Consider the following 22,025-nt stretch of genomic DNA (forward strand, 5'->3'; position numbering starts at 1 on the left):
CGCGCCGCTTGGGTCAGGCGGGTACGGCTTCAGGACGCAAAATCGACGACGTCCAGATGAACCGAACTGGACGGATGCGCAAGAAACTTTCGGTGCACGCGCGCGCTGATGCGCTCATAGCCATCGCTCAGGGCTTTTAGCAAGCGCTCGTCGCTTGCGCCTGTGGGCGCCCAGAAGCACTGTTCCAATGCCTTGCGTGTGATGTTGCACTGAACCGCCTGCTCGCGGGAGAACGCAACGAAGCTGACGGACGCGCGGTCCGCCGAAATGGTGGCATGGATCGTGATCTTGCTCGTCATGATTCGACAGGAGAAATGCGGTTCACTGGTTTTTATTGTGTCAGAAATCGGCGAGTTCGCGCATCCTCGAATGCGGACGAAACGTGCGCAAACGGTCAAACGAAATCGGGCACGCGCACGCCCCACATTGGTTCCCGCCAAAAATCGAACGTTCGTGCATAGCTATCTGCATTAATTGCCTGCTGATTAGTTCGACTCCGCACCTTTACGGATTCATGACGTCACCGGCTATGCGGGACGGCGCGCAGACGCGATGTTCTAGCTTGTCCACGAAAAAATGAAAGCAAAAGCATGCTGAGGTGTACTACTCTAGGAACGATCATCCGAAGCGGCGCGGCAAACCGGCTCAGGAAGCGGGTCGTGCGGCGCATTCCCCGGAACTCCACCGGCAACGTCCACCCCGGCTTCTGTTGCGGCGTGCGTTGTCGCCACCAGGAGCGGAACATGAAGCATCCATCGTTGATGGATCCCTGGAGCCGTACCCTGGCCATGCTCGACAGCCGTTCGAGCCGCCCGTTGGAAGTGAATGAGAAGTTTGCGTTGATGACACGATCGCTCGTACGCAATGTGCCCGACAAGAGCGCATGCACAGGAGCGGCGGAGGGACATTGCGTCAATATTCGCGTGCTGGAGCGGCTGAGCGATTCGACACTCGCCTTGTCCTGGCACGATCCCACCTCGTTCAATTACTCGGAGCAGGTGTGGGCGCTCTGCACCGCCCGCAAGCGTGGAACCTGTGCGCTGAGCGGGCAGGCCATCAGGCGCGGACAGCCGGTTTATCGGCCAAGGCGAGTCGGCAGCTCGGTGCCGCTCAATAGCGGTGCAATGATTCTCGCGCTTGCGTTGACGCCTGCCGAAGAGGAATCGGACATCGTTTCCGATTGATGGACTGAGGAGTGTCGTAACGCGTGCGCAACGCACGCGTTTTCATTCGCACGCGCCGGTGCGCCGATCGCGCGTGCGCGTCATTTTCCTGATCACGTCAAGCGGCGCTTGAATCGCGCGCTTTGACGCTGATGATATGCACTTTGGAAATTTACCCGTGCAGGCAAATAAACTTTGCACAAGAGTGCTTATCATCGTATTGCGCGGCTAAGATGCGCGTGTGGTGGAAATAAAATGTCGAATGATTCATTAGATGAACGTCTTGCCCGTGTCGCGCGCTTTCGTTGCGCGGCCAGGTCAGGTTATGCAGGACGTTAAAGGAGGGAAGATGGCTACGCTGGCGCAACTGGAAGGCCAGATTCAGAAATTGCAGCGTCGTGCGGACGCATTGCGCGAGAAAAAGTCAGGGGAAGTTATCGCTAAGATTCGGGCCATGATGGACGAATTCGGCATTACGACAGACGATCTCGCGAAAGCCGGTTCAGGCACCGGCAAGAAGCGAGGCCGTCCGGCAGGCGCAGGGAATGCGTCCAGTGCAAAGAAAAAGGCGGCATCCAGACTTCCGCCGAAGTATCGCGATCCCGTATCGGGCGCGACGTGGAGCGGTCATGCGCGCCCGCCCGCATGGATCAAGGATGCGCCTGACCGCAGCGCGTTTTTGATCGACGGCGCCGCATCGGGTTCGAGTGCAAGGAAAAGTGCCCGGCGGGGACGCGCCGTATCGGCGGCATCGCGGGCCGGCCGCACAGCTTCCAAGAAGGCAGCCAAGCGAACCGGCCGCAAGACGGCCAAGAAAGCCACGCGCAAGAACGGCCGGAGCGCTGCGGGCTGATAGTGATAACCGCGATGGGTCAGCCAAGCAACGGACTGCGCACGCTCGAATACCCACTTGCGCGGTCGTAGGCGAGCCCGATTTGCAATACGCCCAGATCGTCCTGCGTCGGGCCGATGATCTGCAATCCAGCGGGCAGGCCGTTCGGTCCGAAGCCGGCCGGAGCGCTCAGGGCGGGCAACGAAGCCATCGTAGCCGGAACCACGGTTTCCATCCAGCGATGGTACGTATCCATCTCCCGGTCCGCGACGACGTGAGGCCAATCCAGCGCGGCGTCGAATGGAAATACCTGAGCGGAAGGCATCACGAGATAATCGAAGCGATCGAACAGCGCATTGATCGCCTGATACCACGCAGCGCGAGCGCGAACCGCGCGCGATACATCTTCTCCCGATAACTTCAGGCCGCGTTCTATTTCCCATATTGCTTCGGGCTTTAGCAGCTTGCGCCTTGCAGCGTCGCGATAGAGCGGCGCATTCGTGCCGGAGAACGTCAGGCTGCGCAGATCCATCCACGCGTCCCAGAGAACATCGAAATCGAAGTCGATACGCGCAGGCTCGACGATGCAACCCGCGCTCTCGAAGTGGCGCAGCGCCGACGCATACGTATCCATCAAACCGGCTTCGGTCGGCAAGTGTCCATTCAGATCGCCAAGCCAGCCGATGCGCGTATCGCGCGTATCGTGTGTTGCGCGCTCCAGCGAATCGACGAACGCGGCAGGGTTATCGCTTCTGCGCGATAGCGGCGCGCGCGTATCGAAGCCCGCTTGCACGGACAGCAGCAAGCCAAGATCGGGAATGGTGCGCGCAATCGGACCGGCTACGCTGAATTGCTGGAAGAACACATCGTCGCTGGGCGCATAGGGCACGCATCCGGGCGTCGTGCGAAAGCCGAAGACATTGTTGAATGCGGCGGGCGTGCGCAGCGAACCCATCATGTCCGAGCCGTCGGCGCACGGAAGCATGCGCAGCGCGACGGACACCGCCGCGCCGCCGCTGCTGCCGCCCGCCGAGCGCGACGGGTCGAATGCATTGCGCGTGGTGCCATAAACCGGGTTATAGGTGTGACCGCCCAGACCGAATTCAGGCGAATTCGTGCGGCCGATAAAAATTGCACCCGCCTTGCGCGCGCGTTCGAATACGACTGCATCGACCTGACTGGTTTCGCCTGCATAGATGGGCGAGCCTTTGGTCGTGACCATGCCGGCGACCGGCAAGATATCCTTGGGCGCTTGCGGAAAGCCATGCAAAGGACCCAGGCTTTCGCCTCTGGATAACTGTGCGTCGCGTTCGTTGGCAAGTGCAAGCACCGCATCGCGATCCTGCATCGCGACGATTGCATTGACCGTGGGGTTCAGGCGATCGATTTGCGCGAGATAGGCGTTCATCACTTCGACGCAGGAAATCTCGCGTGCATGAATCCTTTGCGAGAGCGCAACGGCGTCGAGCGAAACAATATCGTGAGTGGAAGTTGAAGTCATGATCTTGTCGTGAATTCTTGTTGCGATGAACGAGCGGATTCAGCGATGAAACTCGGGAAGCACATCAGCCGCGACTTCTTCGATGATATCGCGCGCCGGCCGGCGTTCCGATGTTATGTTGAGCGTGACGTGATGCGTGCCGCTTTCGCGCATGTCCCGCAACACCGTGATAAGCCCGCGACGTCCCGTGCGATAGCCGAGCGGGATATCGGCTGCGGGCTCGTCGGGATCTTCGCCGAGATCGAGCCGCATGGCGACGCCAAACGCGCGAAAGTCGCCGGAGGCCGCGCGATCCACCGCCGCGCGCCACATGCTATGGCGGCCTCGCTGCGCTGGCGGCTCGCGATGATAAGTCATCCAGCCGAGCGAATGACGTGCGATCCAGTCGACGCTCTGACCGCCCGAACCCACGGCAAGCAGCGGAATCGATGCATTCGGGCGCGGCAACAGATAGAACTCGGGCGCGCCTTCGGGAACGTTATCCGGAATCACGCGCGAAGGCACGGTGACGGCTGCGGCGAGCGTTTCCCAATGTCGCCGGTAGAGATCGCGCCGATTATCGGGATCGCGGCCGAATGCGGCATATTCAGGCGGACGATCGCCCGAACCAACGCCGAGAATGAAACGCTCTTTAGCGAGCGTCGCGACGGAGATCGCGCCCTTGGCGACATGCAGCGGATGCCTGAGCGTCAGCACGATCGCGCCGCTGATAAGCGCGATGTGCTCCGTATTCGATGCAAGCGCGCCAAGCAAGACCCAAGGATCGAGATGCCCGACCGGATCGGGATAATCGATGCTATTGAGCGGCACGTCGCGCACCCAGAGCGCGCGAAAGCCGAGCCGGTCGGCGAGTTGCGCGAGCGCGATCTGCTCGCTGAAATCGACGACACCTTGCTCGTCGTCCGTGATGGGCAATGTCATGCCGATCGAGAGCTTGCCGGGCGCGAATACGGCATTCGCGATGCTTGAGGTCATGACGCACCGTGAAAAGAGCGCTTGCCGACGAGCATCGCACGCTTGCCGCCAAAGCCCGCGACTTTGCGATAGGCGAATCCGTTTTGCATGAGCGCGCGTTTGACCGAACCCGCGCTGGTATAGGTGGCGAACGTCGTATCGTGTCTCGCGATGCGCGCGAGCGACGCGAAAATCGCGGGCGTCCACATATCCGGGTTCTTCGCCGGCGCGAAACCGTCGAGATAGATGGCGTCTGCCGCAACGCCATGATCGGCCAGCCGCGGCAGGAGTTGGGCGGCGTCGCCTAAAGCGAGCGTCAAGGTGACCGCGCCCGCGTCGAATGCAAGCCGGTGCAGACCGGGTTCGAGCGGCGGCCATGCCGCGGCCAGCGAATCGGCGAGCGGAGCGACGGCGCGGTCGTCGATGATCGCCGCATGCGCCGCGCGCAAATCGTTTGCGCTGAACGGATGCTTCTCTATCGAAACGAAGTCGAGCGTCGCCGTGCGATAAGCGTCGTTACGCCAGGCCGCCCACGTCGCAAGGAAATTGATGCCCATGCCAAAGCCGGTCTCGATCACGCTGAAGCATGACTTGCCGCGCCAGCGTTCAGGCAAGCCGTTGCCTTCGATAAAGACATGGCGCGCCTGGGCCAGCGCGCCCGCCGCACTGTGATAGATATCGTCGTGACGCGGCGAGTACGGCGTTCCATCGCCGCGAAAGACGAGCGATGCTGAAATCAGCGGCTCGTCCATGATTCAGGCATCGGGCGAAGGCTGATCGAGCTCAATGCCGAGTTCGCCTGCCATGCGCTGAACCATCGCGCGCAACTGGGCGACTTCGTGAGCGAGGCGCTTTTGCTCCGACTTCAACGATTCGAATTCGGATAACGAATACGACTCGCCGCCTTGCGCTTCACGCACAGGCATGTCGGCGATGTTCACTTCGCCGCACAGCAGATGCATCCATCGGCTTTCGCGCTCGCCGGGCGTGCGCGGCAGCTTCACGACGCGCGGCGGCTCATTCGAGGCGAGTTCATCGAGAAAGCTTTCGACCGATGATATGTCCGCGAACGAATGCAGTCTCGCGCTGTTCGCGCGCAGTTCCGCGGCGGTTTGCGGACCGCGCAGAAAGAGCGTCGCGAGCAGCGCAACCGACTGGCTCGGCACGCCGAGCACACGGTTCACGTTATGCTCGAAACGCGGCACCCGGCTGCTGCTGCCTTCAAAGACGAGGCTCAGACGCTTGAGGCCGTCGATGGTCGTCAGCACCTCGTCTTCGCTGACGTTCATCACGGGCGCGCGCGCGGTCTTCTGATTGCAGCCCGAAGTTAGGGAATTCAACGAAAGAGGATACGTGTCCGGCACGGTATGCTGTTTTTCGACGAGCACGCCGAGCACGCGAGTTTCGAGGGGCGTGAGTTCGCGCAGGGCAGGACGGGGTGCGGCTTCGGCAGGCGTGTTCATGGATGTCGGTAACGTGCGATGAGACGCCTATGATACCGGCGTGGCGGCGCGGTTCTGAAACTCGCGCACCGTCATGCGGCATCTCAACGCTGCTTCGGTCTGGAGGATGATCGTTTTTGGTGCAAATACCGTGCGCCCCACGGCGCAAACGTCTTCGTTATATTGGCATTGAAGTTGCTTTTTGATTTCCGGCACTGGGCTGCCATGCAGTCGATACTTCAAAGCGTCTTGCGAGTGCAACCAGCACGACGAGCGAAATGGAATTCGCCACCTCATGCACTTCATATGGAAGACCGGCTATGACGCAAGCATTCTTCAACGAGATGTTCGAGCGCAGTGATTTTGAAGCGCGTGGCGTACCGGCGGCGGCTTTTCGTGACGTGGCCAATCCGCGCACGCATTACCGCGACTTCATGATCTGGCTCGCCACGCAGAACGATCAACAGATCGATATCAAGCGCGCCGAGGCGGATCTTAACTTCCGGCGCGTCGGCATTACTTTCGCGGTGTATGGCACGAGCGATCTGCCCGGCATCATTCCCGAGCGCACGATTCCCTTCGACGTCATTCCGCGCATCTTTCCCGCCGATGAATGGCGCGCGCTGGAACGCGGTCTGCGGCAGCGCGTGAATGCGCTCAATCGCTTCATCCACGACATTTATCACGAGCAGAGCATCATCCGGGCGGGCATCATTCCGGAAGCGCAAATCCTCGGCAACGCGCAGTATCGTCCGGAGATGCGTGGCGTCGATGTCGCGCGGGATATCTATGCGCATATCGCGGGCATCGATATCGTGCGGGCGGGGCAAGGCGAGTTCTATGTGCTCGAAGATAACCTGCGCGTGCCGTCCGGCGTTTCGTACATGCTGGAAAACCGCAAGATGATGATGCGGCTTTTTCCCGATCTCTTCGCGCGCAATCGCGTTGCTCCGGTCGCGCATTATCCGGACTTGCTGCTCGATACCTTGCGTGCGGCCGCGCCTGCCGCCGCCGAGAATCCGGCCATCGTCGTGATGACGCCCGGCATGTATAACTCGGCGTATTTCGAGCATGCGTTCCTTGCGCAGCAGATGGGCGTCGAACTCGTGGAAGGGCAGGATCTCTTCGTCGAGAACGACTATGTGTATATGCGCACGACGCAAGGCCCGCAGCGCGTCGATGTGATCTATCGGCGCATCGACGACGACTTTCTCGATCCGCTCGTGTTCCGCCCGGATTCGGCGCTCGGTGTGCCTGGATTGATCGGCGCGTACCGGGCGGGCAATGTTGCGTTGTGCAATGCGGTGGGCACGGGTATCGCCGACGATAAATCCATTTATCCCTACGTGCCCGACATGGTGCGTTTCTATCTCGGCGAAGAGCCGATTCTCAACAACGTGCCGACATGGATGTGCCGCAAGCCCGACGATCTCGCGTATGTGCTCGATCATCTGCCCGAGCTCGTCGTGAAGGAAACGCATGGCGCGGGCGGTTACGGCATGCTCGTCGGCCCCGCGTCGACGGCGGCGCAGATCGCCGAATTCCGCGCGGTGCTCGAAGCGCATCCCGAGAAATACATCGCGCAGCCGACGCTCGCGCTGTCGACCTGCCCGACCTATGTGGAGGCGGGCATTGCGCCGCGTCATATCGATCTGCGTCCGTTCGTGCTGTCGGGGACCGAAGTGCGGATGGTGCCGGGCGGACTGACGCGCGTCGCGTTGCGGGAAGGATCGCTGGTCGTGAATTCATCGCAAGGCGGCGGCACGAAGGATACTTGGGTACTGGAGCGCTAGACAACATTCTTTGCCGCTCTGACGACAACGACAAACAAATCGGGAATACCCATGCTGAGCCGTACCGCGGATCATCTCTTCTGGATGGCGCGCTATACCGAACGCGCTGAAAACACCGCACGGATGCTCGATGCGAACCATCAGCTTTCGCTCTTGCCGCAGTCCGACGAATACGCCGAGCTGGGCTGGCGCGCCATGCTGTCGATATCGGAGTTGAGCGGCATCTATTCGGCTGCGCATCACGGCATGAAAAGCCGCGAAGTGATCGACTTCATGGCGCGCGATCTGTCGAACCCGTCGTCGATCGTCAGTTGTCTGCGCGCCGCGCGCGAGAACGCGCGAGCCGTGCGCAGTTCCACCAACAGCGAGCTATGGGAGTCGCTCAACACGACGTGGCTCGATTGTCAGCGCATGCTCGCCGATGGCATTCTCGAACGCGAGCCTTACGCCTTTTTCGAATGGGTCAAGTTCCGCTCGCATCTATCGCGGGGCGTGCAGCTCGGCACGCTCGTGAAAGACGATGCGTTCTACTTCATGCGCCTCGGGACGTTCATCGAGCGCGCGGATAACACCGCGCGCATTCTCGACGTGAAGTTCGAAATGATGGAGCAACGCGCCGATACCTCCGCACAACCGTTCGATTATCACCATTGGGTCGCGGTGCTCGGTTCCGTATCGGGCTTCGAAGTGTATCGGCGCGTGTATCGCGATGTCGTCACGCCGGAACGTGTCGCGGGCTTGCTGATTCTCTATGGCGACTGGCCGCGTTCGCTTGCGGCCAGCATTGCCGAAGTGGAACAGTTGATCGGTCACGTGACGAAGGGGCGCGATACGGAGGCGGCGCGCTTGGCGGCGCAGTTGAGCGCGGAACTGAGGAACGGACGCATCGCCGACATTCTAAAAGGCGGATTGCACGCGTATCTCGTGAATTTCCTCGCGCGCGTGAACGATCTCGCGAGCCTGGTGAGCCGCGAGTTTCTTTTGCCGATTGCACCGGAAGCGCCTGCCGCGCCGGAACAAACGCAAACGCAAACGCAGACTCAGTCGCAAACTCAGACGCAAAGCAAAAGTTGAACGCGTGCGCTTAACGCCGGGCAGCCGCCGCGACGACGCGATGAACGAAGCGCAGCTTGTCGATGACGGCGGGCGCGAGCGTGAACGGATAACCGTCCGGCATGCCGAGGCTGCGGTTCAGGCTGTTGAGCACATAAGTGAGCGGAAACCAGCGGTTCATCAGGTTATCGAACGTGGTTTCCTCGATGGGCGTCTGGTCGGTGAGCGTGGGCTCGTGCGGGCTGTCGGGCACGAGCACGAGGCCGCACGAAACCGCGGTGTCGAGCGTATCGACGATATGCAGGTAATGCGCCCAGGTTTCCGCCCAGTCTTCCCACGGATGCATCGTGGCATAGGCGCTGATGAAATTGTCTTCCCATTGAGCGGGCGGGCCTTCCTTGTAGTGACGATCGAGCGCGGCGGCATAGTCGGCCTGTTCGTCGCCGAATGCGGTGCGAAACGGCGCGATGCGCGCGGTATCGCCAATCAGGCGGTCGAAGAAATAGTGCCCGGATTCATGACGGAAATGGCCGAGCAGCGTGCGATACGGCTCGTGCAGCGCGGAACGGGTGTGCTCGCGATGCGCATCGTCGGCTTCGGCGATGTTCAACGTGATGATGCCGTTGTTATGACCGGTCATCACACCGTGACCTTGCGCATCGCCTTCGAGAAACTGGAATTCGAGGCCGCGCTCGGGATCTTCCTGACGCGACGCCACGGGCAGGCCGAGTTCGGCGAAGGTGTAGAGAAGGCGGCGCTTGGCGGATTCGATGCGATACCAGTAGACGCGGTTATCGGGGTTCGAGAGGTTCGGAATGGTGCTCGTCAACTGGCAGGAGCGGCACAGCGCGTCGGGCGCATCGCTCTCGGTGGCGGGCACGACCCAGTTGCATACGTTTTCGACCGCGTAGTTGTGGCACGGACGATGAAGCGAATCTTTCGCGAGCGGATGAAGGCTACGCCAGCGGCCGTCCTCCGTTTCCTCGAACGCGCTGATCTGATTGATTTCGGGCAGATAGCCGAGCCGCGCGCCGCACTTTTCGCAATGCGTGTTTTCGAAGAACACCAGCTGATTGCAGCGGTTGCAGTGAAAGGTCTTCATCGTGTGGCCGGTAGAGGTGAGAAACGCGGAATGTTCCGTGCACGCGCTGTCGTGCTTCGCAAACATCATGCCGCAGGCACGGCGTCATTCGAACAAAGGAGTCCGGTGTGTCCATTCGTGTTGCATTGAACCATGTCACGCATTATCGATACGACCGGCTCGTCGGCCTGTCGCCGCAAGTCGTGCGTCTGCGGCCCGCGCCGCATTGCCGTACGCCTGTCGTCTCGTATTCGATGCGCGTCGAGCCCGGCGATCATTTCATCAACTGGCAGCAGGACGCGTTCGCGAACTATCAGGCGCGGCTGGTTTTCCCCGAGAAAACCCGCGAATTCAAGGTGACGATCGATCTCGTCGCCGAAATGGCCGTCTATAACCCGTTCGACTTCTTTCTCGAACCCACGGCCCAGAAGTTTCCCTTCACGTATGCGCCGGACTTGCTGCACGATCTCGCGCCGTACAGAGTCAAGCGCGAGCCGACGCCGCGTTTTGCCGCATTCGTCGAAAGTATCGACCTGACGCCGCGCACGACCATCGATTTTCTCGTCGAGCTCAATCAGCGCCTGGCCAGCGAGATTCGCTATCTGATTCGCATGGAGCCGGGCGTGCAGACGCCGGAGGAAACGCTCGAAAGCGCGGCGGGTTCGTGCCGCGATTCGGGCTGGCTGCTCGTCGAAACGCTGCGTCATCTCGGTCTGGCCGCGCGCTTCGTGTCAGGCTATCTCCTGCAACTCGCGCCGGATACCAAATCGCTCGATGGCCCGAGCGGCACGGAAGTGGACTTCACCGATCTCCATGCGTGGTGCGAAGTGTATCTGCCGGGGGCGGGCTGGATCGGTTTCGATCCGACATCGGGTTTGCTCGCGGGCGAGGGACATATTCCGGTCGCGTGCACGCCGGAGCCGGACAGCGCCGCGCCTGTTTCCGGCGCGGTCGAGAAGTGCGAAGTCGAATTCGTCCACACGATGTCCATCGAACGCGTGCTCGAAACGCCACGCGTGACGAAACCCTACACCGAGGATGACTGGAACGCGGTGCTGCGCATGGGCGAGCAAGTCGACGCGCGGCTGAGCGCATCGGACGTGCGCCTGACGATGGGCGGCGAGCCGACCTACGTATCGGTTCGCGACCGCGACGCGCCCGAATGGAACACCGACGCGCTCGGCCCGTCCAAGCGCGCCTACGCCGTGTCGCTGATGGACAAATTGCGCTCACAATACGGCGCGAACGGCTTTCTGCATATCGGACAGGGCAAGTGGTATCCGGGCGAGCAGTTGCCGCGCTGGGCGCTGTCTCTGTACTGGCGCGCGGACGGCGAGCCGTGCTGGCACGATCCGTCGCTCTTCGCGGATGAGCGGCAGCCCGCCTCCTATACGTCGGACGACGCCGCGCGGTTCATTCGCCATCTCGCGGGCAAGCTGTCCTTGAATGCAAAATTCATAGAACCGGCTTACGAAGACACGTGGTACTACCTGTGGCGCGAGCGCCGCCTGCCGGTGAACGTCGATCCGTTCGATTCGCGTCTCGACGACGAACTCGAACGGGCGCGCCTGCACCGCGTGTTCGATGCAGGCCTGCCGTCCGTCACGGGTTACGCGCTGCCGGTCGCGCGCGAGGATGATGACGCGACGCAGCCGGGCCGCTGGGTGAGCGGACCGTGGTTCTTCCGCGACGAGCGCATGTATCTGATTCCGGGCGATTCGCCGATGGGCTATCGCCTGCCGCTCGACTCGCTGCCGTGGGTATCGGAGGCCGATTATCCGTGGCAGTACGCCCACGATCCATTCGGGCCGCCGGCGCCATTGCGCACCGCGACTGAATTACGCATGCAATATGCGGATCTGGATATCGAATCACGCATGCAAAATGCCGACGCGTCCGGCGAATCGCGCAAGCGCAGGCCACGACGGGGCGAGTCGGCTGCCGAGACCCTGCGCACGGCGGTGTGCGTGGAAGCGCGCGACCCGGCGCGCGCGGCCGGCCCGAAAGCGGAAGCCGACGCACTGGAGCGGCTCGGCAACGGCAACAAGCTTATGCACGTATTCATGCCGCCGCTCGCCGCGCTCGACGACTATCTCGATCTGCTGGCCGCCGTGGAAGCGACCGCGGCCGATCTCGGCATTCCCGTGATCGTCGAAGGGTATCCGCCGCCTCGCGATGCGCGCCTGAAGATGCTGCAGGTCACGCCCGACCCCGGCGTGATCGAGGTGAACATTCATCCGGCGGCGAACTGGAACGAACTCGTCGACCATACCGAGTTTCTCTACGGCGCGGCGCACGAGACGTATCTGAGCCCGGAGAAGTTCATGCTCGACGGCCGCCATACCGGCACGGGCGGCGGCAATCACTTCGTGCTCGGCGGCGCGACGCCCGCCGACAGCCCGTTCCTGCGCCGGCCCGATCTGCTCGCGAGCCTGATCGCGTACTGGCATAACCATCCGTCGTTGTCGATGCTGTTTTCGGGGCTTTTCATCGGCCCGACGAGTCAGGCGCCGCGCGTCGACGAAGCGCGCAACGACCAGGTCTACGAACTCGAGATCGCCTTCGCCGAATTGCAGCACCAGCTCGACCGGCTCGGCGGACGTAACAGTGCGAGCGTGCCGCCGTGGCTCATCGACCGCATTCTGCGCAACATCCTGATCGACGTGACGGGCAACACGCATCGCGCGGAATTCTGCATCGACAAGCTGTATTCGCCCGATGGCCCGACAGGGCGCCTCGGCCTGCTCGAACTGCGCGGCTTCGAGATGCCGCCGCACGCGCGCATGAGTCTCGCGCAACAACTGCTGTTGCGCGCACTCGTCGCGCGTTTCTGGGAGACGCCCTACACCGCGCGTCTCACGCGCTGGGGCACGGAACTGCACGACCGCTTCATGCTCGGCACCTTCGTGCAGATGGACTTCGACGACGTGCTCGCCGAGTTGAGCGACGCGGGCTTCGCGTTCGAGCGAAGCTGGTTCGCGCCGCATTTCGAGTTCCGCTTTCCGCTCGTCGGCGCATACGACACGAACGGTATCGCGCTCACGATCCGCAATGCGCTGGAGCCGTGGCATGTGATGGGCGAAGAGGGCTCGACCGGCGGCACGGTGCGCTATGTCGATTCGTCGGTCGAACGTCTGGAAGTGCGCGTGCTCGGCCTGAACGGCGATCGTCATGTCGTGACCGTGAACGGCGAGACGCTGCCGTTGCAGCCGACAGGACGCGCGAGCGAATACGTCGCGGGCGTGCGCTTTCGCGCGTGGTCGCAGGCGGCGTCGCTGCATCCGACCATCGACGTGCATGCGCCGCTCACATTCGATATCGTCGATACCTGGACGGGGCGCGCGATCGGCGGATGCCAGTATCACGTCGCGCATCCGGGCGGCCGCAACTATCAGACGTTCCCGGTCAACGCCTATGAAGCCGAAAGCCGCAGACGCGCGCGGTTCTTCGCCACGGGTCATACGCCCGGCACGATGCACGCGGCCACGCGCGAACGCAGCCTCGAATTTCCGTTCACGCTCGACCTGCGCTATCGTTGACGTGCAATCATCATTCGAATAAAGAACCGGGACGACTTTGGCTTATCAATCGAGCTTGCCTTTCGACATCGCCGCGGCGCGCATCGATGCGCTCGCGTTGCTGCGCACGCTGCCGGCGCGCGAAGGGCACTGGGACGAACTGCGCGATCCATCGGGCCAGTTGCGCGAGCCCTGGCGGCACTTCTTCGAGCTGCTCGGCGAGCAGGGCATTGCACGCCTCGGCGATGGCGTGGCCGCCGTCGCGCAGCAGATACGCGACAACGACATCACGTACAACGTCTATGCCGATAACGGCAAGCCGCGCGCGTGGTCGCTCGATCTGCTGCCGCTCATCATCGACGAGCACGAATGGGCGGCGATCGAGCGCGGCGTCGCGCAGCGCGCGCGGCTGATGGAAGCCATCGTCGCCGACGTCTACGGTCCGCAGACCCTATTGCATCGCGGTCTGTTGCCGGGCGCGCTCGTGTTCGGGCATCCCGGCTATCTGCGCGCGATGAAGGGCTTCATGCCTTCCACGGGCAGCTTCCTGCAGATCGTCGCGGTGGATCTCGCGCGTTCGCCATCGGGTGCGTGGACGGTCATCGCGCATCGCACGGAAGTGCCTTCGGGTCTTGGCTATGTGCTCGAAAACCGGCTGATCGTCGCGAGCCTCTTCGCCGATCCGTTTCGCGCGATGCGCGTGAGCCGTCTCGCGCCGATCTATTCGCAACTCATCGCCACCATCGCGCAAGGCGCGCGCGCGACGATGCGCGAAGACGAAGGCGGCCGGGACGATGCATCGAACGATGCGCCGCATATTGCGTTGCTGAGTCCCGGCCCGTTCAGCGAAACGTGGTTCGAGCATGTGTTTCTCGCGCGCTATCTCGGTGTGACGCTCGTCGAAGGCAAGGATCTCACGGTGCGTCACGACAAGCTGTATCTGAAGACGCTGGCGGGTCTGTCGCGCGTGCATGCGGTTTTGCGGCGTCTCGACGACGCCTTTTGCGATCCCGTCGAATTGCGCGCGGATTCGACCATCGGCGTGCCGGGTCTTTTGCAGGTGATGCGCGCGGGCAACGTGATGGTCTCGAACGTGCCGGGCGCGGGCTTCACCGAATCGCCGGCGCTCAATGCGTTCTTGCCGGGCATTGCGAAAGCATTGCTCGATGAAACGCTCGAACTGCCGACCGTGCCGACATGGTGGTGCGGCGAGGAAGCCGCGCGCAGCGAAGCATTCGAGCGTCTCGACAGCGCGCTCCTTGCGCCCACGTGGCCGGGCGCGCAAGCCGATCAGGCGCCGGGCATCGATGCGGGCGTGCAGCGGCTCGCGGCGTGGAAAGCACGCATCGAACGCGCGCCGGACGTGTTCACGGTGCAGGAGAATCTGCCCTTTTCCACGACGCCGCGCTTTCATGACGACGCGCTCGGCGCGCGGCCCTGCGTGCTGCGCGCGTATGCGATCGCCAATATCGATGGAAGCTGGAGCGTGATGCCCGGCGGCTTTACTCGCCTCGCCGCCGACAAGCGCGCGACGGTATCGATGCAGTTCGGCGGCAGCAGCGTCGATACATGGGTCATGTCGAGCCAGCCCGGCGGCAGCGTATCGTTGCGCCCCGCGCCGATGAAGCCCGGCGATTTGCGCAAGCATCGGACCGTATCGAGCCGCGCCGCGGAAAATCTCTTCTGGGCAGGACGTTACAGCGAGCGCGCGGAAAACAACGTGCGCTTGTGCCGTCTGTTGCTCGGCATGCTCGACGGCAGCGACGCCGAAGCGCTCTTTCCCACGCTCACCGAGCTCGCGTCGCAATGCGGACTGATCGCCCCGGACGACAAGCTCGCCCACGCCACGCCGCAAGCGTTCGAGCGCGCGCTCGTCGCGGGGCTGCCGGAAACGAGCCGGGCGACGAGCATCGGCAGCAATCTCGCGGATCAGGCGCGTGCCAGCGGTGAGATACGCGACAGGCTCTCGACCGATCACTGGCGCACGATCCTCGCGTCGCGCAACGACTTCCGCGATGCGCTCGCGCGCGTCGCTTTCGCCGATGCCGAAGCGGAAGGCGTGGTCCGCATCGGCCGCGATTACGATCGCCTGATGCTTGCAAGCGCGCTCGAACATCTCGCGACGCAACTGTGCGCGATCAGCGGTGCGCAGGGCGATCGCATGACGCGCGACGAAGCATGGCGGCTGATTTTCATCGGGCGGCATATCGAACGCGTCTCGACGATGGCCACGTTCCTGCGCGTCGTCGCCGAGCGCGGCACGCTCGCTTCGCCCGCTGCGTTCGATCTGCTGTTGCAGCTCTTCGACAGCACGCTCACGTATCGATCGCTTTATCCCGGCCGGCTCGAAGTGCCGGCGCTCATCGATCTGATCGTCGTCGATGAAACCAACCCGCGCGGGCTGTATGGCGTGTACGCGCGCCTGCGCACGAAGCTCGACGAGATCGCGGCGGCGGCGGGCGGCGCGCGCCGCGCACAGGCGATGCGTTTCGCGGACCTGCTCGTTCAAGCCGATGCATTGCCGGACCTCGCCGCCCTTTGCGACGTGCGCGAAGACGGCCGCCACGACGCGTTGGTCGCGCTATGCGACAGACTGGTTGCATCGGCGAGCGCGGCATCGAACGAAGTCAGCGCGCGCTATTTCAGCCATGCGAATACACTGGCCGCGCAGGTGACGCCATGAGGACGAGGTCATGAATCCTGGCGCGAACGCCACCGTGCTCGCGGTCACGCATCGCACGACCTATCGCTATTCGACGCCGGTCGAGATCGCGCAGCATCTCGCGACCATTCGCCCGCTGCATTGCCCGTGGCAGCAGGTCATCTCGCACACGGAACGCATCGAGCCGGTGCCGTCGTACGTGCATAGCCGTGTCGATGCATTCGGCAACGACGTGCTGTACTTTTCGCTCGATGCACCGCACGAACGCCTTTCGATGACGAGCGAAACCACGGTGCGTCTGACGCCGCGCTGGCATTCGCTCGACGCGGATGCCACGCCGCCGTGGGAAGAAGTCGCGCAACGGTTGCGCTATTGCGCGGGCGGATCGTTCCATCCGGAAAGCGAGTTTTGTTATGCCTCGCCCAATGTGTCGCTCGATCATGAACTGCGCGATTACGCGCGGCCGAGCTTCGACGCGGGCACGCCGCTCGTTGCGGGCGCGATCGATCTGATGCATCGCATTCACGCGGATTTTGAGTACCGGCCATCGGCCACCGCGTTCGATACGCCCGCATCGCGCGCGTTCGATCTGCGCCATGGCGTGTGCCAGGATTTCTCGCAGGTGATGATCGGTTGCCTGCGCGCGCTCGGATTGCCGGCACGCTATGTGAGCGGCTATCTGCGCAACGATCCGCCGCCGGGCCATGCGCGTCTGATCGGTGCGGATGCCTCGCATGCGTGGGTGTCGGTGCATTGCCCGCAAAGCGGATGGATCGATCTCGATCCGACCAACGACGTGCTCGCGGACCTCGATCATGTCACGCTCGCGACGGGGCGCGATTACAGCGATGTGTCATTGCTGCGCGGGATGATTCTCGGCGGCGGCGCGCATCATGTCGATGTAGCAGTGAATGTGCTGACGCTCTGAGCGCAGGCTATGACACAAAGCAAAAGATCGGCATGACCGCACGAATAGAATGAGCCGCAGGCACCGTGGCCCATTCTATTCGAGGTTTCTCCAATGCCGGTAAGCAGTAAAACGCTGGGCGTGATGATCTATGTCGATAATCATCCGAGCATGCTGCAAGAGTTCGAGTGGATCTACAAGAGCTGGATTCACAGCGGGAACTGGACCACGTCGGATTTGATCGTCGTGCACCATCCCGCCATCGCGCATGCGCTTCCATTGCATGAAGAGGGCATCGTCGGCGTGCCGTGCCTTCCGTTCGCGACGCCCGGAAGCGCATTCGAAGGCTATCACTTCATGAACTCCATCGGCTGCCTCTCGGGGCCGCATATCGATGAGATCGCGTTGCGCTATCCCTATCTTTTGCGCACTGACGCGGATGTTTTTCTCACGAAGCATCTCGTGGATTTTCGCCCGAGCTATCCGGTGCATGGGCGCGGGCACTATCACCATAGCGCGGATTTCCGCGAGACGATGGTGGATTTCTGCCGGCGCCATGGCGTGCCGCATCACAATCATTTCGGATGCGGGCATTCGCTGCTTGCGCGAGCGCATCTGGTCGTGCACTTGCTGCGCCGGCAGATCCACTGGTGCGAGGTGCTGCTGCGCGAATTCGGCCATGATCCGGCGAACTGGGGAACGTGGCCGGGCTGGTTTCGCGGCGTGTCGAGCATGTATGCAGCGGAAATAGCCGCGCAGGAGGCGGGTAACGACTTCATCTGGTTAGGCCGCGAGCGCATTCTCGATGTCGAGAGCTTTTGCCAGGAGAAAATCGATAACCTGGTGTTCCATATCCATGCCGTGCACACGGACGACTTCTTCTCCAAGAGCGAGTATCGAAAAGGCGCGTATGACAGCGCCGACGTCGATGCGCTCGATCCGAGCTTCATCAATCAATACTGCCATTGGCTCGCCGCCGTGTCCGTTGACGAAGTGAAGCGCCGCGCCGGTTATCCGCACTGACGCCCGGTTGCACGCATGAGCGTCATGCACGCCGCGGGAACCTGCGGTAATGTTCAGGGTTTCGTCGCTCATGCGCGAGCGCATGCCCTTTCATTCTGCAAGGAGATTCGCACGATGGAATACGTGAAACTCGGTTCGACCGGTCTCGATGTATCGCGTTTGTGTCTTGGCTGCATGACCTTTGGCGCGCCGGATCGCGGCACGCATCCGTGGACGCTCGACGAAGAAAAGAGCCGCCCGCTCATCAGGCAGGCACTCGAAGCGGGCATCAATTTCTTCGACACCGCCAATACCTATTCCGATGGCACCTCGGAGGAAATCGTCGGACGCGCGTTGCGCGAGCTCACGAAGCGCGACGATATCGTGATCGCGACCAAGGTATTCAATCGCATGCGTCCCGGCCCGAACGGCGCGGGACTATCGCGCAAGGCGATCTTCAATGAAATCGATAACAGCCTGAAGCGCCTCGGCACCGATTACGTCGATCTTTACCAGATTCACCGATGGGACTACACGACGCCGATCGAGGAAACGCTCGAAGCGCTGCACGATGTCGTGAAGGCGGGCAAGGCGCGGTATATCGGCGCGTCGTCGATGTATGCGTGGCAGTTCAGCAAGGCGCTGTACACATCGCGTGCGCACGGCTGGACCGAGTTCAAGACGATGCAGAACCACTTGAATCTGCTGTATCGCGAGGAAGAGCGCGAGATGGCGCCGCTGTGCAAGGATCAGGGCATCGGCATGCTGCCGTGGAGTCCGCTCGCGCGAGGCCGCCTCACGCGCGACTGGGATGCGACGAGCGCACGGCAGGAGTCCGACGCCTTCGGCAGCACGCTGTATCGCACCGACGACGCGGATCGCGCCGTGGTCGAAGCCGTGGCCGCCGTCGCGCAAGCGCGCGGCGTGCCGCGTGCGCAGGTCGCCCTCGCGTGGGTCGCGCAGAAGACGCCTGTCACCGCGCCGATCATCGGCGCATCGAAGCCGAATCATCTGAGCGATGCGGTCGCGGCGCTTTCGCTGAATCTCACGGCGGAGGAGATCGCGCAGCTCGAAGCGCCGTATGTGCCGCACGCGGTCGCGGGCTTCAAGTGATGCGGCGATAGCGGTACTCAAGCGCGCGGGTCATAACTGCGACTCGATCGGCAATAGCCCGAGCATCCAGATTCCCGCGCGCTTCAGCCCCGATACGTCCGGCTCTTTATCGAGCACGGTCGTGTCGCCTTGCGCATTGGTGTCGATCCACACCATGCGCGTGCCGCCATTGCCGTCGTCGCGCAATTCGACACGCCACGCGATGCGATCGATATTGCTTCCGATAGCGTCCGCCACCTGGCTCGCGGCGGCCTCGCTCTCGCAATACACGCCGATCTCCGTATTCAATTCCACCGAGCGCGGATCGAGATTCATCGAGCCGATAAAAATGCGCTTGCGATCGAAGACATATGTCTTCGCATGCAGCGACGCCTTCGACGATCCGAACGTGGACTTCTTCGCGGCTTTATCGTCTTTTGTGGATGCAACGGGTTTCAGCTCATACAGTGTGACACCCGCTTCGAGCATCGCCTTGCGATAGCGCTGATAGCCGGCATGCACGGCGGCGACATCGGTGGCGGCCAGCGAATTCGTGAGCACGGTCACGCGCACGCCGCGCGATGTCATCGAGCGCAGCCATCGCACGCCTTCCTTGCGCGGCACGAAGTAAGGCGACACGATCAGCAGCTCCGTATCGGGTTCGAGATTCAGGGCCTTGAATTGCGACATCAGATGCCCTTCCGTGTCGCCGGGCGCGCGCGTGATCTTCGCGGGATCGTCGTAGAGCAGTGTCGCCTTGCCCCACGAGAAGGCGGTGTCGTGCGCCTGAATCACCGTGGCGAGACGCTCGCGCACTTGCGCGACATAAGGCGAATGCTGCTCCGACAGCAGATACGCATCGAGCTTCTCGCGATAACCCGCGAGCGCATCGGGATCGGCCTTGCGTCCCATCAGATTCTCGATGGGATAGGCTGCGTCCGAGTTCCAGTACAGGTCGAAGGCGCTCGATACCTCGCGCACGACAGGCCCGTGCACGAGCACATCGAGATCGCCGAACGAGACGGTGCTCGACGCGCCGAAGTATTCGTCGCCGATATTGCGTCCGCCGAGAATCGCCGCCTGGTTATCCGCGATGAGCGCCTTGTTGTGCATGCGCCGGTTCACGCGAAAGAACTCGACCGCGGAGCCGAGTCGCTTGAAGGTGCGGTTCGCGACCGGATTGAACAGGCGCACCTGCACGTTCGGATGCGAGGCGAGGGCGAGCAGGAACTGATCGTCGGCGTTGGTGCCAAGATCGTCGAGCAGAAGGCGCACGCGCACGCCGCGATCCGCCGCGCGCATGATGGATGCGGCCATCTCGCGGCCCGTCAGATCGTCATGCCAGATGTAGTACTGGAGATCGAGCGTGCGCTCCGCGCGCTCGCTCAGGATCACGCGCGCGATGAGCGCATCCATGCCGTCGATGAGCAAGTGGAACGCGTTGTCGCCGGGATGCGCGGCTTCGCTCGAGGCGAACGCGGCGCCGAGACGCGTGTTCGCCGTATCGGTTAATGCGTGAGTCTGCACGCGTGCGCTTTGCGGCGGAAGGCTCGCGCAGGCCGTCATCAGCAGCGTCAACGCAATGAGCCAGCTACGAAGTTTCATCGTGGGTCTCCGCGCGGCGGATCGAACTCAGGCCACGCCATGTTCGCGCCTCGATGGGTCGGCGAGACGCGCCCGCACGAAACTGACATGCTCGCGCAGGACATAGAGCGCATCGGCATGGGCGAGCGGCAGCTTCAGCGTGTCGAGCGATTCCTCGATGTAGTCGAGCTCGACGAGCAGCGCGCGCCGCTCCTCCTCGTTCTTGATGCGCATGGCGCTGCGTTCCACCGCGATCAGCGCCCCGTAATAGCGATAGATGCGCGAACGCACGCGCCATCGATACATCGCGGGCACGACACGCAGCGCCGGAAAGACCAGCACGGCGACAGGCAGCAGCAGCAGGAGCGCGCGATCGGCGATATTCGCGAGCCAGAACGGCAGCATGCGATACAGAAAGCTCTTGCCCGAGCGGTAATAGCGGCTCGCGTCCTCGCTGATCGGAAATTCATGCGCGACGGGGCTCGGAAATTGCCCCGCGCGCTGCAGCAGGCCGGCCGAGCCATGCACTTCCTGCGCAGCTTCGATAAGCAGGTCGGATAGCGCGGGATGCAGGCTCTGCCGCGCGACGAGCTCGACCGTCGGGCTGATCAGATGCACCGTCTCGGGCGGAATGCGCCGGCCGAGATCGAGCACGCCGGGCGGCAATTCGATCTCGTCGAGATAGGGGAAAAGGCGCGTGTAGGCGCGCGCTTCCTTGAAGTCCATCACCGAAATGCCGGGCACGCGCAAGAGGCGCAGCATGAGTCCGCGTGTGGCCGAATCGCCGGAAAGAAACACGGCGTCGGCTTCGTCGCTGACGAGCTGTGTCGCGGCTTGCAGGCCATCGGTCGGCAGAAGCTGCGTCGCATCGCCAGGATAGATGCCGTTCGCCGCCAGCAGCTTGAGCGACAGCATGCGCGTGCCGCTGCCTTCGCGGCCTATCGCGATGCGCTTGCCTTCGAGTTGCGACAGCAGCGTCAGCCCCTTGCCGCGATAGAACACCACGAGCGGCACATACGACACGCTGCCGAGCGACATCAACTCCGACGCCTGCTCTTTGGTCGCGATGCCGCCTTGCACGAGCGCGAGATCGACGTGTTGCTTCGGGTCGAGCAGACGTTCGAGATTCTGCACCGAGCCGTCCGAAGGCAGCACCTTCACCGTGATGCCGTTGCGCGCGAGGATCTTCGCGTATTCCTGCGCGACGACATAGAACGAGCTGTCGGTCTGACCCGCGCTCATCGTGATGGTCTTGGGCGGCGCGGGATCGACGAGCCAGTAGACGAGCGCGACGACTAGCGCAATGACGAGCACGACAGGACCGGCGGTCCAGGTGATGTCGTGCAGGACACCCTTGGCATGATCGCGAGGCAGATGCGGGCGCTTCATGCGGTGCCTCGTCATGAGCGAACGGTTTTCACTACTTGTGCTTGTGCGTCGC

At 62.6% G+C, this 22,025-nt stretch carries 16 protein-coding genes and 1 pseudogene; 9 read left to right on the plus strand and 8 right to left on the minus strand.

Annotated features, from left to right (window positions below; genetic code table 11):
* Window positions 1–29: 29 nt before the first annotated feature.
* Window positions 30–440, minus strand: coding sequence for a DUF1488 family protein (locus AWB70_RS13805; RefSeq protein ID WP_235024240.1), 411 nt, complete (start codon window positions 438–440; stop codon window positions 30–32).
* A gap of 303 nt (window positions 441–743) precedes the next feature.
* On the opposite strand from AWB70_RS13805, the gene AWB70_RS13810 reads away from it, so the two are divergent.
* Entirely contained in the window at window positions 744–1,184 is a 441-nt protein-coding gene (locus tag AWB70_RS13810; RefSeq protein WP_235024241.1) for a DUF3331 domain-containing protein, read from the plus strand.
* A gap of 253 nt (window positions 1,185–1,437) precedes the next feature.
* Window positions 1,438–2,016 (plus strand): H-NS histone family protein, encoded by a 579-nt coding sequence (locus AWB70_RS13815; RefSeq protein WP_235024242.1) that lies wholly within the window; start codon window positions 1,438–1,440, stop codon window positions 2,014–2,016.
* A gap of 19 nt (window positions 2,017–2,035) precedes the next feature.
* On the opposite strand, the gene AWB70_RS13820 is transcribed toward AWB70_RS13815, so the two are convergent.
* The 4 genes and pseudogenes from AWB70_RS13820 to AWB70_RS13835 all read right to left on the minus strand — a co-directional run bounded on the left by AWB70_RS13820 (window position 2,036) and on the right by AWB70_RS13835 (window position 5,913).
* The gene (locus tag AWB70_RS13820; protein ID WP_053571522.1) at window positions 2,036–3,496 is read right to left on the minus strand and encodes an amidase; all 1,461 of its coding nucleotides are present in this window, start codon (window positions 3,494–3,496) and stop codon (window positions 2,036–2,038) included.
* Between the two features lie 39 nt (window positions 3,497–3,535).
* Window positions 3,536–4,471, minus strand: a complete 936-nt coding sequence (locus tag AWB70_RS13825; RefSeq protein ID WP_053571521.1) for an LLM class oxidoreductase — start codon at window positions 4,469–4,471, stop codon at window positions 3,536–3,538.
* A 20-nt stretch (window positions 4,472–4,491) separates the two neighbouring features.
* Window positions 4,492–5,202 (minus strand): annotated as a pseudogene (gene mnmC2 / locus AWB70_RS13830) (tRNA (5-methylaminomethyl-2-thiouridine)(34)-methyltransferase MnmC2); the annotation flags it as partial.
* Window positions 5,203–5,205: 3 nt separating this feature from the next.
* A complete protein-coding gene (locus AWB70_RS13835) occupies window positions 5,206–5,913 on the minus strand; it encodes a YceH family protein (RefSeq protein WP_014252571.1) in 708 nt (235 codons plus the stop codon).
* A gap of 299 nt (window positions 5,914–6,212) precedes the next feature.
* Between AWB70_RS13835 and AWB70_RS13840 the strand changes: the two genes are divergently transcribed.
* Both AWB70_RS13840 and AWB70_RS13845 read left to right on the plus strand, forming a co-directional pair.
* Entirely contained in the window at window positions 6,213–7,685 is a 1,473-nt protein-coding gene (locus tag AWB70_RS13840) for a circularly permuted type 2 ATP-grasp protein (protein ID WP_014252570.1), read from the plus strand.
* A gap of 51 nt (window positions 7,686–7,736) precedes the next feature.
* Window positions 7,737–8,759 (plus strand): alpha-E domain-containing protein, encoded by a 1,023-nt coding sequence (locus tag AWB70_RS13845; RefSeq protein ID WP_053571519.1) that lies wholly within the window; start codon window positions 7,737–7,739, stop codon window positions 8,757–8,759.
* A 10-nt stretch (window positions 8,760–8,769) separates the two neighbouring features.
* Here the strand turns inward: AWB70_RS13845 and AWB70_RS13850 are convergent, their stop codons facing one another.
* Window positions 8,770–9,840 (minus strand): zinc-binding metallopeptidase family protein, encoded by a 1,071-nt coding sequence (locus AWB70_RS13850; RefSeq protein ID WP_053572096.1) that lies wholly within the window; start codon window positions 9,838–9,840, stop codon window positions 8,770–8,772.
* Between the two features lie 107 nt (window positions 9,841–9,947).
* On the opposite strand from AWB70_RS13850, the gene AWB70_RS13855 reads away from it, so the two are divergent.
* The 5 genes from AWB70_RS13855 to AWB70_RS13875 all read left to right on the plus strand — a co-directional run bounded on the left by AWB70_RS13855 (window position 9,948) and on the right by AWB70_RS13875 (window position 19,021).
* Complete coding sequence (locus tag AWB70_RS13855) at window positions 9,948–13,358, plus strand: transglutaminase family protein (RefSeq protein WP_053571518.1); 3,411 nt, start codon at window positions 9,948–9,950, stop codon at window positions 13,356–13,358.
* 37 nt (window positions 13,359–13,395) lie between these two features.
* Window positions 13,396–16,020: a circularly permuted type 2 ATP-grasp protein gene (locus AWB70_RS13860; protein WP_053571517.1), complete on the plus strand. Its 2,625-nt coding sequence runs from the start codon at window positions 13,396–13,398 to the stop codon at window positions 16,018–16,020.
* 10 nt (window positions 16,021–16,030) lie between these two features.
* Window positions 16,031–16,927, plus strand: a complete 897-nt coding sequence (locus tag AWB70_RS13865) for a transglutaminase family protein (protein WP_053571516.1) — start codon at window positions 16,031–16,033, stop codon at window positions 16,925–16,927.
* Window positions 16,928–17,020: 93 nt separating this feature from the next.
* Window positions 17,021–17,929, plus strand: a complete 909-nt coding sequence (locus AWB70_RS13870; RefSeq protein WP_053571515.1) for a DUF7164 domain-containing protein — start codon at window positions 17,021–17,023, stop codon at window positions 17,927–17,929.
* Window positions 17,930–18,043: 114 nt separating this feature from the next.
* Window positions 18,044–19,021, plus strand: coding sequence for an aldo/keto reductase (locus tag AWB70_RS13875; protein WP_014252563.1), 978 nt, complete (start codon window positions 18,044–18,046; stop codon window positions 19,019–19,021).
* Window positions 19,022–19,051: 30 nt separating this feature from the next.
* Here the strand turns inward: AWB70_RS13875 and AWB70_RS13880 are convergent, their stop codons facing one another.
* Both AWB70_RS13880 and AWB70_RS13885 read right to left on the minus strand, forming a co-directional pair.
* Entirely contained in the window at window positions 19,052–20,605 is a 1,554-nt protein-coding gene (locus tag AWB70_RS13880; RefSeq protein ID WP_053571514.1) for a phospholipase D family protein, read from the minus strand.
* A gap of 27 nt (window positions 20,606–20,632) precedes the next feature.
* On the minus strand, window positions 20,633–21,973 hold the full coding sequence (locus AWB70_RS13885) for a TAXI family TRAP transporter solute-binding subunit (protein WP_374730236.1): 1,341 nt from the start codon (window positions 21,971–21,973) through the stop codon (window positions 20,633–20,635).
* Between the last annotated feature and the right edge of the window lie 52 nt (window positions 21,974–22,025).

Source organism: Caballeronia cordobensis (genome assembly GCF_001544575.2).
Classification (GTDB): Bacteria; Pseudomonadota; Gammaproteobacteria; order Burkholderiales; family Burkholderiaceae; genus Caballeronia; species Caballeronia cordobensis.

Coding starts and splice junctions, on each gene's coding strand:
- AWB70_RS13845 (WP_053571519.1), top strand. CDS start 7,737: ATGCTGAGCCGTACCGCGGATCATCTCTTCTGGATGGCGCGCTATACC.
- AWB70_RS13820 (WP_053571522.1), bottom strand. CDS start 3,496: ATGACTTCAACTTCCACTCACGATATTGTTTCGCTCGACGCCGTTGCG.
- AWB70_RS13850 (WP_053572096.1), bottom strand. CDS start 9,840: ATGAAGACCTTTCACTGCAACCGCTGCAATCAGCTGGTGTTCTTCGAA.
- AWB70_RS13875 (WP_014252563.1), top strand. CDS start 18,044: ATGGAATACGTGAAACTCGGTTCGACCGGTCTCGATGTATCGCGTTTG.
- AWB70_RS13825 (WP_053571521.1), bottom strand. CDS start 4,471: ATGACCTCAAGCATCGCGAATGCCGTATTCGCGCCCGGCAAGCTCTCG.
- AWB70_RS13880 (WP_053571514.1), bottom strand. CDS start 20,605: ATGAAACTTCGTAGCTGGCTCATTGCGTTGACGCTGCTGATGACGGCC.
- AWB70_RS13865 (WP_053571516.1), top strand. CDS start 16,031: ATGAATCCTGGCGCGAACGCCACCGTGCTCGCGGTCACGCATCGCACG.
- AWB70_RS13815 (WP_235024242.1), top strand. CDS start 1,438: ATGAACGTCTTGCCCGTGTCGCGCGCTTTCGTTGCGCGGCCAGGTCAG.
- AWB70_RS13870 (WP_053571515.1), top strand. CDS start 17,021: ATGCCGGTAAGCAGTAAAACGCTGGGCGTGATGATCTATGTCGATAAT.
- AWB70_RS13885 (WP_374730236.1), bottom strand. CDS start 21,973: ATGAAGCGCCCGCATCTGCCTCGCGATCATGCCAAGGGTGTCCTGCAC.
- AWB70_RS13835 (WP_014252571.1), bottom strand. CDS start 5,913: ATGAACACGCCTGCCGAAGCCGCACCCCGTCCTGCCCTGCGCGAACTC.
- AWB70_RS13840 (WP_014252570.1), top strand. CDS start 6,213: ATGACGCAAGCATTCTTCAACGAGATGTTCGAGCGCAGTGATTTTGAA.
- AWB70_RS13810 (WP_235024241.1), top strand. CDS start 744: ATGAAGCATCCATCGTTGATGGATCCCTGGAGCCGTACCCTGGCCATG.